General features: G+C 62.8%; 15 protein-coding genes and 2 pseudogenes. 8 read left to right on the plus strand and 9 right to left on the minus strand.

The annotated features are described in order from the left end of the window. The first annotated feature begins 68 nt into the window (after positions 1-68). The 3 genes and pseudogenes from istA (at position 69) to CAP2UW1_RS17450 (ending at position 3,424) form a co-directional block, all read left to right on the plus strand. Positions 69-1,595: an IS21 family transposase gene (istA, locus tag CAP2UW1_RS17440; RefSeq protein ID WP_012806915.1), complete on the plus strand. Its 1,527-nt coding sequence runs from the start codon at positions 69-71 to the stop codon at positions 1,593-1,595. Between the two features lie 55 nt (positions 1,596-1,650). Continuing rightward, positions 1,651-2,259, plus strand: a pseudogene (locus tag CAP2UW1_RS17445) (ATP-binding protein); the annotation flags it as partial. A gap of 136 nt (positions 2,260-2,395) precedes the next feature. Beyond that, complete coding sequence (locus CAP2UW1_RS17450; protein WP_015766238.1) at positions 2,396-3,424, plus strand: IS1595 family transposase; 1,029 nt, start codon at positions 2,396-2,398, stop codon at positions 3,422-3,424. 5 nt (positions 3,425-3,429) lie between these two features. Here the strand turns inward: CAP2UW1_RS17450 and CAP2UW1_RS17455 are convergent, their stop codons facing one another. After that, on the minus strand, positions 3,430-3,864 hold the full coding sequence (locus CAP2UW1_RS17455) for a hypothetical protein (RefSeq protein WP_015765733.1): 435 nt from the start codon (positions 3,862-3,864) through the stop codon (positions 3,430-3,432). An 84-nt stretch (positions 3,865-3,948) separates the two neighbouring features. Here CAP2UW1_RS17455 and CAP2UW1_RS26355 point away from each other — a divergent pair. Next, positions 3,949-4,152, plus strand: a pseudogene (locus tag CAP2UW1_RS26355) (IS21-like element helper ATPase IstB); the annotation flags it as partial. Between the two features lie 858 nt (positions 4,153-5,010). Here the strand turns inward: CAP2UW1_RS26355 and CAP2UW1_RS25740 are convergent. Together CAP2UW1_RS25740 and CAP2UW1_RS17465 are read right to left on the minus strand one after the other, a co-directional pair. Further along, positions 5,011-5,244, minus strand: a complete 234-nt coding sequence (locus CAP2UW1_RS25740) for a hypothetical protein (protein WP_015767944.1) — start codon at positions 5,242-5,244, stop codon at positions 5,011-5,013. A gap of 173 nt (positions 5,245-5,417) precedes the next feature. Beyond that, on the minus strand, positions 5,418-6,149 hold the full coding sequence (locus CAP2UW1_RS17465) for a queuosine precursor transporter (protein WP_015767945.1): 732 nt from the start codon (positions 6,147-6,149) through the stop codon (positions 5,418-5,420). A 320-nt stretch (positions 6,150-6,469) separates the two neighbouring features. On the opposite strand from CAP2UW1_RS17465, the gene CAP2UW1_RS17475 reads away from it, so the two are divergent. Both CAP2UW1_RS17475 and CAP2UW1_RS17480 read left to right on the plus strand, forming a co-directional pair. Further along, entirely contained in the window at positions 6,470-6,922 is a 453-nt protein-coding gene (locus tag CAP2UW1_RS17475; protein WP_015767946.1) for an SRPBCC family protein, read from the plus strand. Between the two features lie 53 nt (positions 6,923-6,975). Next, positions 6,976-7,407 carry a PAS sensor domain-containing protein gene (locus tag CAP2UW1_RS17480; protein ID WP_015767947.1) on the plus strand — a complete coding sequence of 144 codons (432 nt, stop codon included), beginning with the start codon at positions 6,976-6,978 and terminating at the stop codon, positions 7,405-7,407. A 79-nt stretch (positions 7,408-7,486) separates the two neighbouring features. Here CAP2UW1_RS17480 and CAP2UW1_RS17485 read toward each other — a convergent pair whose 3' ends face one another. From CAP2UW1_RS17485 to CAP2UW1_RS17495, 3 genes are all read right to left on the minus strand, one after another. Continuing rightward, positions 7,487-7,888, minus strand: coding sequence for a nuclear transport factor 2 family protein (locus CAP2UW1_RS17485; protein WP_015767948.1), 402 nt, complete (start codon positions 7,886-7,888; stop codon positions 7,487-7,489). Positions 7,889-8,050: 162 nt separating this feature from the next. Further along, positions 8,051-8,677: a LysE family translocator gene (locus CAP2UW1_RS17490; protein WP_015767949.1), complete on the minus strand. Its 627-nt coding sequence runs from the start codon at positions 8,675-8,677 to the stop codon at positions 8,051-8,053. A gap of 191 nt (positions 8,678-8,868) precedes the next feature. Next, the gene (locus tag CAP2UW1_RS17495) at positions 8,869-9,171 is read right to left on the minus strand and encodes an excalibur calcium-binding domain-containing protein (RefSeq protein ID WP_015767950.1); all 303 of its coding nucleotides are present in this window, start codon (positions 9,169-9,171) and stop codon (positions 8,869-8,871) included. Positions 9,172-9,442: 271 nt separating this feature from the next. Between CAP2UW1_RS17495 and CAP2UW1_RS17500 the strand changes: the two genes are divergently transcribed. Together CAP2UW1_RS17500 and CAP2UW1_RS17505 are read left to right on the plus strand one after the other, a co-directional pair. After that, positions 9,443-10,138, plus strand: a complete 696-nt coding sequence (locus tag CAP2UW1_RS17500; protein WP_015767951.1) for an ABC transporter substrate-binding protein — start codon at positions 9,443-9,445, stop codon at positions 10,136-10,138. 22 nt (positions 10,139-10,160) lie between these two features. After that, positions 10,161-10,349, plus strand: coding sequence for a hypothetical protein (locus tag CAP2UW1_RS17505; protein WP_015767952.1), 189 nt, complete (start codon positions 10,161-10,163; stop codon positions 10,347-10,349). A 42-nt stretch (positions 10,350-10,391) separates the two neighbouring features. On the opposite strand, the gene CAP2UW1_RS17510 is transcribed toward CAP2UW1_RS17505, so the two are convergent. From CAP2UW1_RS17510 to CAP2UW1_RS17520, 3 genes are all read right to left on the minus strand, one after another. Further along, the gene (locus CAP2UW1_RS17510; RefSeq protein ID WP_015767953.1) at positions 10,392-10,841 is read right to left on the minus strand and encodes an SRPBCC family protein; all 450 of its coding nucleotides are present in this window, start codon (positions 10,839-10,841) and stop codon (positions 10,392-10,394) included. Between the two features lie 101 nt (positions 10,842-10,942). Further along, positions 10,943-11,392, minus strand: coding sequence for an SH3 domain-containing protein (locus tag CAP2UW1_RS17515; protein WP_015767954.1), 450 nt, complete (start codon positions 11,390-11,392; stop codon positions 10,943-10,945). A 73-nt stretch (positions 11,393-11,465) separates the two neighbouring features. After that, positions 11,466-12,458, minus strand: coding sequence for a hypothetical protein (locus CAP2UW1_RS17520; protein ID WP_015767955.1), 993 nt, complete (start codon positions 12,456-12,458; stop codon positions 11,466-11,468). Positions 12,459-12,511: the final 53 nt, after the last annotated feature.

Here is a 12,511-nt window from a genome sequence, read left to right on the forward strand (position 1 = left end):
GACTTCCGATTGTGTAACCTCTGGCAATTTTGCCGGGGGCAGGCGCAATGGCTAACAGGAAGTTCGAAATGTACGAAATACGACAAATGATTCAACGCCTGCGACTGGGCGAAAGCAATCGGGCGGTCGCCCGAGCACAGGGGGTCGGGCGCGACACCGTCGCACGTGTGCGAGACATCGCCGCCGCGCAGAACTGGCTGGAGGCGACGAGCCCGCTGCCGGACGACGCGACGATGGCGCGTTACTACCAGACGGCGGGCGGCGGGGCGGTCAAGAACGCGAGCCACCTGTCCACTGTGGAGCCCTTTCGCGAGAACGTTCTCGAGTGGCACCGTCAGGGCATTGCCGTGAGCAGCATCCGCCAGGCGCTGGCCCGCCGGTACGGCTACGGCGGCAGCGTGCATGCCGTCTATCGCTTCCTGCGTAGCGAAGCGGCCCCCGCCCCGGTGGCGACCGTGATGCTCGACTTTGCCGTCGGCGAACAAGCGCAGGTCGACTTCGGTTCGGGACCGCTGATCACCGACCGCCATTCCGGCGAGGTGTTCAAGACCTGGTTCTTCGTCATGACCTTGTCGTGGAGTCGGCACCAGTACGCCGAAGTGGTGCGCAACCAGAGCGTCGAGACCTGGCTGGCCTGCCACCGGCACGCCTTCGAGTGGTTCAACGGCGTCCCGCGCAAGGTACGGATAGACAACCCGAAGTGCGCGATCACGCGCGCCTGCTACTACGAGCCGACGGTGCAGCGCGCCTACGCCGAACTCGCGCTCGGCTATGCCTTTGTAATCGACCCCTGTCCGGTCGCGGACCCGGCCAAGAAAGGCCGCGTGGAGTCGGGAGTCAAATATGTCAAGGGCAACTTCATGCCGCTGCGCGAGTTTCATAGCCTGGCGCACGCGAATGCGCAATTAGAGGCGTGGATTCAGGGCGAGGCAGGCAATCGCCTCCACGGCAGTACGCGTGAGCGGCCGCTCATGCGCTTCAACGAAACCGAGCAAGCGCTGCTGCAGCCGCTGCCCGCCGTCGCGCCAACGTGCCCAACCTGGGCTAAGGCCAAGCTGCACGGCAACGGCCACGTCCAGCATGCGTATTGCCACTACTCAGCGCCGTTTCGCCTGATCCACCAGACGCTGTGGTTGGAAATCACGCCGGATGTCGTACGCCTCTATCACGAGCACGAGCTGGTGGCGATCCATCCGCGCCTGTTCAAAGCGGGTACGCGGTCGACCGTCGCGGATCATCTGCCACCCGACGCCCAGGCTTACTTCATGCGCGATCCGCAGTGGTGCTTGACCCAGGCCACGGCGGTCGGGCCGGCTTGTCGGGCGGTCGTCGAGAGCTTGTTCGCGAAGCGTGTGCTCGATCAGCTGCGCGCCGTCCAGGGCTTGCTGCGCTTGGCCGATCAGTTCGGTCGCAACCGACTCGACGCGGCGTGTAGCCGCGCGCTGAACTTTGGTACGCCGAGCTATCGCACGATCAAGCAGATCCTCCAGACCGGACTCGACCAGCAGCCGGAGTTGATCGACGCGCCGACGCTGGAAGCGCCCTATCTGAGTGGCGGCCACTTCCGCCGCCAACCCTCCGATCTGTTGCATTGAGCCGCCGCACGGCGCGCCGCTCCTTGCTCATCCCTTATCTATCTGGAATCCTCTCATGAATCCCATGCTCCCACTTGAACCCCTGCTCAAGCAACTGCGCCTGTCCGGCATCCTCGACTCGCTCGAGGCGAGAAACCGTCAGGCGATCGAGGCCAAGCTGGCCTACACCGACTTCCTGGCGTTGCTGGTCGAGGACGAAGTCGCCCGTCGTGATCAGCGTCAGTTTGCCCAGCGCCTGCGCAAGGCGCAGGTGGTCGGCGACAAGACTCTGGAACGTTTCGATTGCAGCCACAGTCCGTCGGTCAATCACGCCTTGATTGCCGAGCTGGCAACCTGCCGATTCGTCCTCGAACAGGCGCCGGTTCTGATCGCCGGTCCGACCGGTACGGGCAAGTCTCACCTGGTCCAGTCGCTCTGCCATTGCGCACTGCGCGCCGGCCATGAGGTCCTGTTCATTTCGCACGCCAAGCTACTGGCTCAGCTGCACGCGGCGCGGGCGACCGATTCCTTTGAGCGCAAGCTGCGTCAACTGGCCCGCGTCGATGTGCTGGCAATTGATGACTTCGGGCTGCGTCCTATGCGCTCGCCGCAGGATGAGGATTTCCACGATCTGATTGATGCCCGTTATGAGCGCACGACCACCTTGCTGACCAGCAATTTGCACGACATTATGGAGCAGCCACCCCACTCGTCCGCCGGGCTTGGCGACGCCGCCGCCCCTGTTCTTTCTGGCGAGCTCATTCTGTGAGCCTATAGCGCCCTACACTGCGGCTCATGCCCCAACCCCATGAGCCCGTGCGATGAGTTTACATTTCCTCCTGAAAGCCAAAGCCCGTACCCTGTCCGTGGTTCAGGTCCTGGCGATGAGTGACGACGACGCGTTTACCCTGTTCCGCGAGGCGCGCTGGGGCGACGGGGAGGAAGTGGTCTGCCCGCACTGCGGCATGGCGCACCGGCACTACTTTCGCCCGGCCCGCAAGATTTGGCGTTGTGCGGGCTGCCAGGAGGATTTCTCGGTCACGTCCGGAACGATTTTCGCCTTCCACAAGCTGCCGCTGCGCCTGTACCTGGCGGCCGTGATCCTGTTCACCAACGCCGTGAAGGGCATTTCCGCGCTGCAGGTGGGTCGCGACCTGGGCGTGTCCCACAAGACTGCCTACGTGCTGTTGCACAAGATCCGGGAGAGCCTGCTGGTGGGCCGGGAGGAATCCGCTCTGCAGGGCGAGATACACGTGGATGGCGCGTATGTCGGCGGGAAGGTCCGGCCGGAGAACAAGAAGGAAGACCGGGTAGACCGGCGCCTGGCAGAGAATCAAGACCCGGACAAGCGCTGCATCCTGGTGATGCGTCAGGCGCACACCGAGGCGGAGGTAGAGGCCGGCAACGCCGGGGCCAAGAAGACGCTGACCTTCATCGTCAAGAATGAGAACCAGGCCGACCTCGGCAAACTGGCGCCAGCCTACATCGCGCCAGGTGCGGTGATCTGTGCCGACGAATCGGACGCCTACGACCGGCTCCCTGCCAAGTACGAGGTTCGCCGGGTGAACCACGGCAAGGAGTACCGCGCCGATGACGGCACGACCAACAACCTGGCGGAATCGTATTTCTCCCGCTTCCGCCGTTTCCACATCGGCCAGATCCACAAGGCGGCTCCGAAGTACCTCGACAACTACGCCAACGAGATGGCCTACCGGGAAGACACCCGGCGCTGGAGCAACGGCGACATCTTCCGGGACATCCTCGGCAAGTGCGCCCGTGCCCTGGTGAGTCGGGATTGGTGCGGGTACTGGCAGGGCAACCACCGACTGGGGGAAAGCCTGGCGGTGTGAAAGCGTCAGGCGACCGCCCAGGTGGCGCCGTGCCCGTCACGGCCGGCAGGGATCAGGGTGCCGCTACGCTCCAGGCGATGCACGACGCCAATGGCGTTCTTCCGCATCTGCTCGATCATGACGGTGGTCGCTTCCAGACCCCGGCGTGCCGTCAGCGCTTCGCCGATCTGGCGGCTGCTCAGCGCTGCGCCTTGAGCCTCGCGGAAGATGTCCAGAACCAGGCGTTGGCATTCCCCCGGGCGGAAGAAACGGTTCCGCATCCGGTGGGCCTTGACCCGGATCGTCCGCAGGTCGATCTCCGGGGAAAACAGCTTGAGGGTGGCGTCAAGGTGGGCCAGATCATCCGCCAGACGATCCATTTCCTTCTGATGATGCTCGATCAGCCCAGCCAGTTCGGCGCGCTTGCTGATCAGGGCCGTAACCACGTGGCTCTCCGCCATGAACAATGCTCCTGTTCGTTGAAAACAAGAGAATTTTCGCCGGGCTGAGCGTCAGCCGCTGGGGGTGGCTGCTCCATAATGCCGAATTTGCACTTCGACGAGTGGGGCGCGGCGTTTCCCAACAAGTTGATGGGGGCGGCGACGCTCGACCGTTTGCGCGACCGTGCTTATCAGATCATTCTCGACGGCGAGACCCGGCGCAAACCGCGGCCCCTGCCGGAAGTCCGGTCGCCCGTCCAGGCCACGGCGGGCAGGGACGCTTCCAAGCCTCCCCCGGCCGCACGTTAGACCCTCAGCGGCGAGCAAACCCTGGGGCGCTGCCCCAGACCCCGCACTCGCCGTGAGGCAGCCGCCGGGGATGAAAAAACATCCCCGACAACTGCCGTCAGCGTCTGCGACCTCCAGGGTGTCAAGGGGCTTTCGCGGCATAAACGCCAAACAGCCGGCATTTATTCCACGGTCCCCTGGACACCCTTCCGGTCGCCACTTGCCACGTTGCAAAAAGACTGAAAACGGCGTAAAACCGACCCGTCCGAAACCGCTAAAACAGCCACTTCTGCTGGCCACATTACGCCGCGATTCGCTGGCCTTAATGTGCCGCAAATTGACACCTCCCGGCAGGATGCACAGGAGGCCGCCGCCAGGCTTCGCGAGCTTGACCCGCTGGCGCATCTTGGCGGTAAACAGGTCGCTTACATCCTCCCGGTCGCACAACTGAATCAGGCGGTCGAGGCGATCGGCAAGGTCCGCCGCGCTGACCTGCGGCTCGATACCAACTACGGATGCGATCACCGCCGGCTTGGGCGTGGGCACCGTCGACGGTGCCACCTGGCGGACGAACTGCCGCAGGTGCTCGCGCACCAGACCGCTGAACTGCTGGTCGTGGAGGAATTCGTGGACGCCGAAACGCAGCGACCCATCCGGCGCCCGCGAACCGGCCACAAAGGCCTCAAGGCAGCGATACTGCTCTTCTTTCTGTGTTTTCTCGGGGTCATTCAACGCGACCTTGGGTGCCTCGCAACAACGGTAGATCCACACATCGCGGCCGGCGCTGCGAGCGTCGTCAAGTTCCCAGACCGTGCCCGATTCATAGACCGTCCCGTCGGCCCGCCGGTTTTCCGGCGGCAACGGTGTGCCGAGGCGCCCTCAGAGCAGGACGATCGTCAGATGGCACTCACGCGGCAGCGACAGGTAGGCATTCACCGACTCCTGCGGCGAGCGGTTGGCGCTTAGGGGCACGGCAGCACCCTCGGTATCCCAAGCGACCACCTCCAGCACGCAGCAGCGGTCGGCCATCAGGGGATCGGCGTTCAGCGCGGTGATCACGCCGCGGACGATGTCGCGTTGCCGCCCCACGTCGCCCGGGGAGGACAGGAACACTCGCAGGACGTTCTTGCTTACCGGAACGGCACCGACCTCGCGTCACGTGGCAGCCGGGATGGCTGCATCATTTGTCAGTGTAGCCCAGATGTGCCCTGAAGGCGCCCGGTCGCTCCACGTGGATCGAGCATCAGAGTTCCTCCCGGAAAAACGGCGAAAAAATCCCGTACCAGTCAGGCCTTCAGGCTGAATGGCGTGAAGTTGGTCCGCACGTCGTAGTAGTCCTCGCGCTCGGCGCGCTTCAAGGCGCCGACTACCTTGTACGTGAGCGGTGTAAACACCACCTCGACCATCACCTTGGCGACGAACTGGGAGACCATCACCTTCCACAGTATCTCGTTCGGGATCAGTCCCGAATCATAGAAAGCGAGGGGATAGAAGAGCAGCGAGTCCACACCCTCGCCGACGATGGTGGAGCCGATGGTGCGCGTCCACAGCCAGCGCCCGCGCGTGAGGATCTTCATCTTGGCGAGGACGAAGGAGTTCACGAACTCGCCGCAGAAGAAAGCCGTCAGTGAGGCCAGCACGATCCGCCAGGTGGATCCGAAAGCAATCTCGTAGGCGGCCTGATTGCGCCACTCGGGCGCCGGCGGCAGATGCACGACCACCGCCGCCATCAGCGACGCAAAGGCCATCGCGGAAAACCCGGCCCAGATCACTCGCCTGGCACGCGCATAGCCATACACCTCGGTCAGGATGTCGCCGAAGATGTAGGAGATGGGGAAGAACAGGACACCGGCGCCGAACGTCAGCGGCCCAAAGACAGGCAGCGTCACCTGCGCGGCCTTGGCCGGCCCGATCAGGTTCGAGCAGAGGTACACGGCGACGAAGGCCACCATCACCAGATCGTAGTAGCGGTAGCCGCCGCGCTGACCGGACGGCGGCAAGGGTTGTGGGTCATGCATCCTGGCATTTATACCATGTGGGCCTGCCGATCGGCGTTTGGCGGCGAACGCAGGGCGCGCGAGGCGGGGCCGCTGGCGGGCGGCGCTGCTGCCGGCACCGCGCCCACGCGCCCGACGGCGGGACGCACGGCACGAGACGCAGCGACTGACCTGCCGTGGCCGAACCTGGAAAGGCCGTCGATTGCCGGGCAATGCCGCGGCATTTCGTCTACCATTCAGGGCGCGTCGCGGCCCAACCCCTGCCGATTCGGCACGAGGATCGAAGCCAGCGCTGCCGACTCGATGACGCCGCACTGCGCCCCGACGGCGGAGGACAAGTAATGATCACCGCAACAGCTGACGTTCTGGTGTTTGAGGAGATTGACCGGGTCTACCAGTTCGTCGCCCTCGATTTCGTCACCAACTATCCTCGCTGGTCGCCGGAAGTGGTGAGTCTGGAACCGCTTTCGGCCGGGCCGGTGCGAACCGGTTTCCAGGCCCGCCAGGTGCGCGTCGATCAGGGCCACAAGTCGGAATCTGTTTTCGCGGTGGTCCAGCTCGAACCGCTCAAGCGGATCTGTTTTGAGGGCGTCTCGGCTCCCTATCGCTCGATCTATGAATTCGCCGATCAAGGCTCGGCCACCTCGCTGTCTTTCACGTTCGAACTGGAAGCGCTGGAGCCACGTATTCGCCCATTCGAGAAACTGGTGCGCATCGCCGTACAGGACGGCGCCAGGCGCACCGTACGCAAGCTGAAGCTGCTCATCGAGAAGCAAATGCTGGACAACGGCTAGCAATGCCGGAGGACCGGCATTGCCTGCAGGTTTTGAGACTTACGGAGACTCTGATGTTCACGACGGCAAAAGACGATGGCTTGATTCCCTACGTTCTTACGCAGATCCTCGATGCCTGCGTGAATGGCATCACCCTGTCCGATCCGGACCTGCCCGACAATCCCATTGTCTATGCCAACAAGGTCTTCGAGGATCTGTCCGGTTACTCGCAAGAGGAAGTCGTGGGCCGCAACTGCCGCTTCCTGCAAGGCGACGACCGTGAACAGGAGGCATTGACAACGATCCGCACCGCGTTGGCGAAGCAGGAGAGTTGCGTGGTGACGTTGCGGAACTACCGCAAGAACGGCGAGTTGTTCTTCAACCGGCTGTCGATTCGGCCACTCGTGGATCGCGAGGGCAAGGTCATCTACTACCTCGGCGTGCAGTACGACATCACCGAACAGCTCCGGGCCAGCGGCGAAGACCACGCGATCCGCTTCGGGTAGGCGCATGCCTGCGTGCCGCCGCAACTCGGGCGGTGCGCTTCGCAGGCGGCGGGCAGGCAAGGCCGCTCAGGCTTCGCGTTCAGCCCTCATTCTCGTCGATCAGTTCCTGAACGAGCGCCGAGTCAAGATAGGCTCTCACTTCAACGATCACTTCATTGGCGAAGCGCATCACCCAGCAATACCGGTTGTCGAAGCGCATCCCGTTCATCGCCGTCGCATGCGACCGCAGTTCCACCACCGCCCAGTCGCCATCGGTGAGCACGCTCTCGACATGCAGTTGCGTCCCACCCGGCAGAACCCGGTTGAGTCTCGCAAACGTGTGGGCATGAAAGTCCTGCTTCGACCGGTATCGGCCGGCCAGCGGGTGCGTCCCTTGGACCGTCCAGTCGACATCGTCGGCAACATGCCGAAAGAACGCGTCTCCCGATCCTGACTCCAGGTGCGAGAAAATCCGGCGAACCGTTTCGTTACTGATTCCCATGGTTCATTCTCCTCAAGAGCACGAAGCGAAGTGGATGGCTGCAGGACCACCGGCCCGCAACAGACAGGCGACCAGCGCCGCTGGTTCAGCCAACGGGGTGGCGTTCGGCACAGGCAACGCGCCTGCCGGAGATGGCCGACTCGACATGACCTCTGGCCGCCCTCAGGCCCGGCGCTCAAACGCCAGCTTGAGGCCCAGTCCGACCAGCACCGTGCCACTGAAGCGATACAGCCAGACAAGAACACGCGGACGCGACCGCAGCCAACCGGAAAGCAAGCCGGCGCCCAGGCCAACCGGCCCCTTGACGAGGAACGTCAGGCCGGCAAACACCAGTCCCAGGGTAAACACCGACAGCGTCGGGTGCGCGGCGCCGGGCAGGACGAACTGCGGCAGGAACGCGAAGTAGAAGACGGCGATCTTCGGGTTGGAGACGTTCGACAGCGCGCCGTCGAAGAACAGCCGCCACAACGAGCGTGGCGCACCGGCAGAAACCGCGAACTCGTGGCTCCTCGTACGCAGGAGCTGGGACCCCAGATAGACGAGATAGGCTGCACCGACGAGCTTGAGCGCCAGGAACAACCACTCGGATGCGCGCAGGATGGCCCCCAGCCCGAGGGTGGCAAGCACCGTGTGGCCGACGAGGCCAACGCTCACGCCGGCGGCCGTGGCCACCCCCGCGGCTGGCCCCTGCGCGATCGAGCGGGACATGACGAGGATCATGTCCTGCCCCGGCGTGACGATCAGGACAAGCGACGCGACGACAAACAACAACCAGGTGACTTCGAGCATCGGTGGATTTCCTTGCAAGGGCTCCGGGGAACGTCGATAAAGGTCAATCTTCGCCAACTGTCGCCGGAGGCGCGACCGCGAGGCACACTTCATTGCCGGATCCAGCGATCAACAGGGCTCGACGCCGCCGCTGCCTTACGCGGCTTCCCCGCAACCTGCACTGGATGACGCACTCGACAGAGCACGAGCCATCACTTGCACCATTGCCGTTCGCAAGGGATGCCGTCATTGTTCCCGTCCATTTTCGTGCCGGGACAGTTCCTCAGAAAGTACGTCGCTTCGGCACAGGAAGTCATTTGCGAACAGTGCGTACGGCCGTCGCACTTGAATGCGGCGGCGCCAGTGCTCTCCAAGTTCGCAGAAGCCTGCGCCGGCAAGCGCGTCCCTTGCGCTTCCGCCTTGCCCATAGGCTGTGCCGCAAGACGGTCGTGGTACTTGCCGTAGCCGTACCAACCCACTGCGGCGATGATCAGCAGAATGATGAGACGTTTCATGTTTTTCGCTATTCTGAAGGAAGCCCTTTGCCGGCAATTCTAGTTGGCTGTCGGGACAAGGGAAAGGCCTGCCGGCGAATTCCACCGTCAACGATTGGAAACCAGACTCTCGTCAGCCCCAAGAGTGGCCGCCAAATTCTGCGTGGCGAACGCCGGTAGGACCTTGGCGCCGTTTCCCGAGCGCTGACGACCATGCCTGCTGTCTTCGTGAACGGCGGAGCTACCGTGGTTCCTGGCAACGCATCACCAGCGCCTCCCGGAGACAATCGCGATGAATAGAACCCTCGCCATTGTCGGATTCCTGATCCTCGTCGCCGGTGCCGTCATCGCCGCGTGGACCTGGTCTCCCTGGATGTTCTCGCCCAACTACACGATTCGCATCGCCACCGGCCCGATCGACAGCGATGGCCAGAAGTTCATTGCCGCGTTCCGGCGCGAACTTGCCGAGCAGCGCCCACGCGTCCGTCTGGCTCTGACCGAGACCGCGAACCTCCAGGAAAGCGCCGAAGCGTTACAAGACGGCAAGGTCGATCTGGCCGTCGTCAGAAGCGATCACCCGGCGGCGGCCAGCGGCGGAACCTTGCTGATCGTCAGACGGATCAATCTCGTTTTCATGGCTTCGGCACACTCGTCAGTGACGGCGATGAAGGATCTCGTCGGCAAGAAGATCGGCATTGCGAGTGATGCGGCGACGATCGATCCTCTCCTCGCCACGGTGGTCGAGTCGTATGGCCGGCAAACGGCCAATCTCGTCACGATCGCTCCGGCAGACCTCGGTGTGGAGCTTCGCGACAGGAAAGTGGCTGCCGTCGTCGTCATGGGACCGGCCGGTCCGGGAGCGATCAGCGACGCCGTCAAGACGATCGTCAAGGCGACCAGAAAACCACCGAAGTTCGTCGCCCTCGACGAAGCGAAGGCGATTGCGATGCACCACCGGGTCTACGAGGAAGTGGAAATCCTGCAGTGAGAACCTCGCGCGACTCTCGACCATGCTGCGCGAGGCAAAAGAGGTCCCGCTGGAGCGCCTGGACGGCATCGAGGAAGAACTCGACACGATAGCCGCCTGGCTGCTCTCCCGCTTCGTGGACGGCAAGATTGCGCCGGACCGCATCGGCTCGGTCTCGGCGATCGTCTCGCAGATTCGCCTCGTCATCGAGCGCCGGCGGAAGCTCGCCTGAGATCCGGCGACGCGTCGCCAGCGAAGTTCGCCAGGCGTCAGCCTATTGGTCCGGGATCTCCGGCTCCACGAGCTTGGCGAGCTGCGCGAGCGACTCTTGCCAACCGAGATAGCACATCTCGACCGGGATGACCTCGGGAAGCCCCTCCTGCACGATCTCGAGTTCGGTTCCGCACAACACCGGTTTCAGGGTTACCGTCGTCTGCATTTCACCGCGCAGGTTCGGGTCGTCGAACTTGTCCGTGTAGCGGATTTTCTCGGCGGGCACCAGTTCGCGATACTCGCCGCCAAAGGAGTGAGCGCGGCCGCTCGCGAAGTTGGTGAACGACATCCTGTAGGCGCCGCCAACACTTGCATCCATGTGGTGGACCGTGCAGGTGAAACCGTATGGCGGAAGCCACTTGGCGACCGCGTCAGCGTCCAGAAACGCGCGGTAGACGCGTTCGGGAGGCGCGCGCAGAACCCGGTGAAGTCGAATCGTGCCTGTGCTCATCGTCTGCTCTCCTATCGAATGACATGCGGGCGATCATGCATGGCGGCGAGCGAAGACAGTCCGCTGCCATGCCGGGCAGGGCGCCCATCGGCGTTCGCCCCTCATGAGTGCCCTGGCTTGTGACCGGATTCCGTGTTGAAGACATTGGCCGCCGTCCGGCTGACCGACCAGCGCCCATCGGTCGACCGCGAAAAGGTGAAGACATCGTACTTCCCGGATCGTTCCGGCGAGGGAAAGGCGGCCACGGATGCCGTAGAGAAGCCCCACTGCTCGGAAACCGGGCGGATCAACTCGAACACGTCGAGGACTTCACGATCCAGCTCGTCTCGTGCCGAAGGTGATAGCGAAGTGACGTACTCAAGGGCAAACGAATCCTGCTTCGCGTATCGCTCCCCATGCTCGATACCCCACACGAGACGACAGGAGATTACCTGGATCACCCTTCCGGACACGAGGCGTTGCTCGAGGGTGGGTTGGCGAAACCCTGATGCGTCGCCACAGGCAACGCAGAAGATCAGCAGAATAGAGACGCTCACGGCGCGCAGAGGCATAGGGGCTCCTTTACGTCGAACATGTGACGATGCGCTGCGCTGAAGGGACCTGGTTGGGTTCAAGTTAACGGTGTTAGCGCGAGAATGCGGCGCGAGTCAGCTCATTGCCGGATGGGTTCGCCTTTCGTGCTTTCGCCACCTCCACAAGCAGGGTCACAGTGACATCGCCTGTGGTGGCGAGGTTGTCATACGCGCAAAAGTAGTTGGCGTATCGGCATGCGCGTGGAAACATCGCGTTGTGCGGCAAGGCACTTTGGTTTGCTAGCATGTACACCATCTCTATCCAGGATATTTGAGCCCGGAAACTAGCCGCGTATAGGCGCTGTGCATCGACGGTCACACTGTAGTTGGGCGCTTCATTGAGTATCCGATGTACGGTGTACCATGCGCGAAACAGTGCGTCGAGATGGTGTCTATGGGAGGAATAGAGAGCCCACCAAGCTTGCCCCAGCACCTCCAGTGCCGCCGTCGCCCCGTCCGTGGACAGCCAGCCAGCAACCTGTCGGTCGACTGACTCGATCGCGCCCTGAGTCGCTGCAAAGCCCACTGTCTCGCCAAAAAAGAGGCTACCTACGTTGCGGGCAACGTCGTCCATACCCGGCGCCTTGCAACTTCTCAAGAAGGGCCCGACAACATAGTGCTGCCACGCATTCTGTAACGCTGAGCGACCTCTGAGAGAGCCTGGCTCCCCAGATTTGGTACGATAGTTGGTTTCAAAACTCTCCAGGAGAGATTGATACGCCGCTACGGCGTGAAAGAGTTGCTCCTGAAACTGCTGTTGCTTGGCGACTGTCTGTTGGAGCGCGAGCGTCGAGATGACGCCCACCAATGCCAAAGATGAAACCAATGCATTGAAAGGGCCAAACGAGTCGCCGAACTGCCCCCTCGCCTCCAGGACTCCGTCATCAGCAGGTAGAGCGAGGATAGACCACACGACGTCCGGCAACCAACTTGGTGATGACGTGCTAAGCGCGGCTACGACGAACAGTAGCCACGCAACAATTGCAAGGCAAGACCAGAGGATCGCTGGCTTTGATACGGATCGGCGAACATGCTGCCATTTCATACTCAATTATCCTTTAGATGGGTCTGGGCAGCGGCGCCAGTCAGGTATCTTTC

The organism is Candidatus Accumulibacter phosphatis (assembly GCF_000024165.1).
Classification (GTDB): domain Bacteria; phylum Pseudomonadota; class Gammaproteobacteria; order Burkholderiales; family Rhodocyclaceae; genus Accumulibacter; species Accumulibacter phosphatis.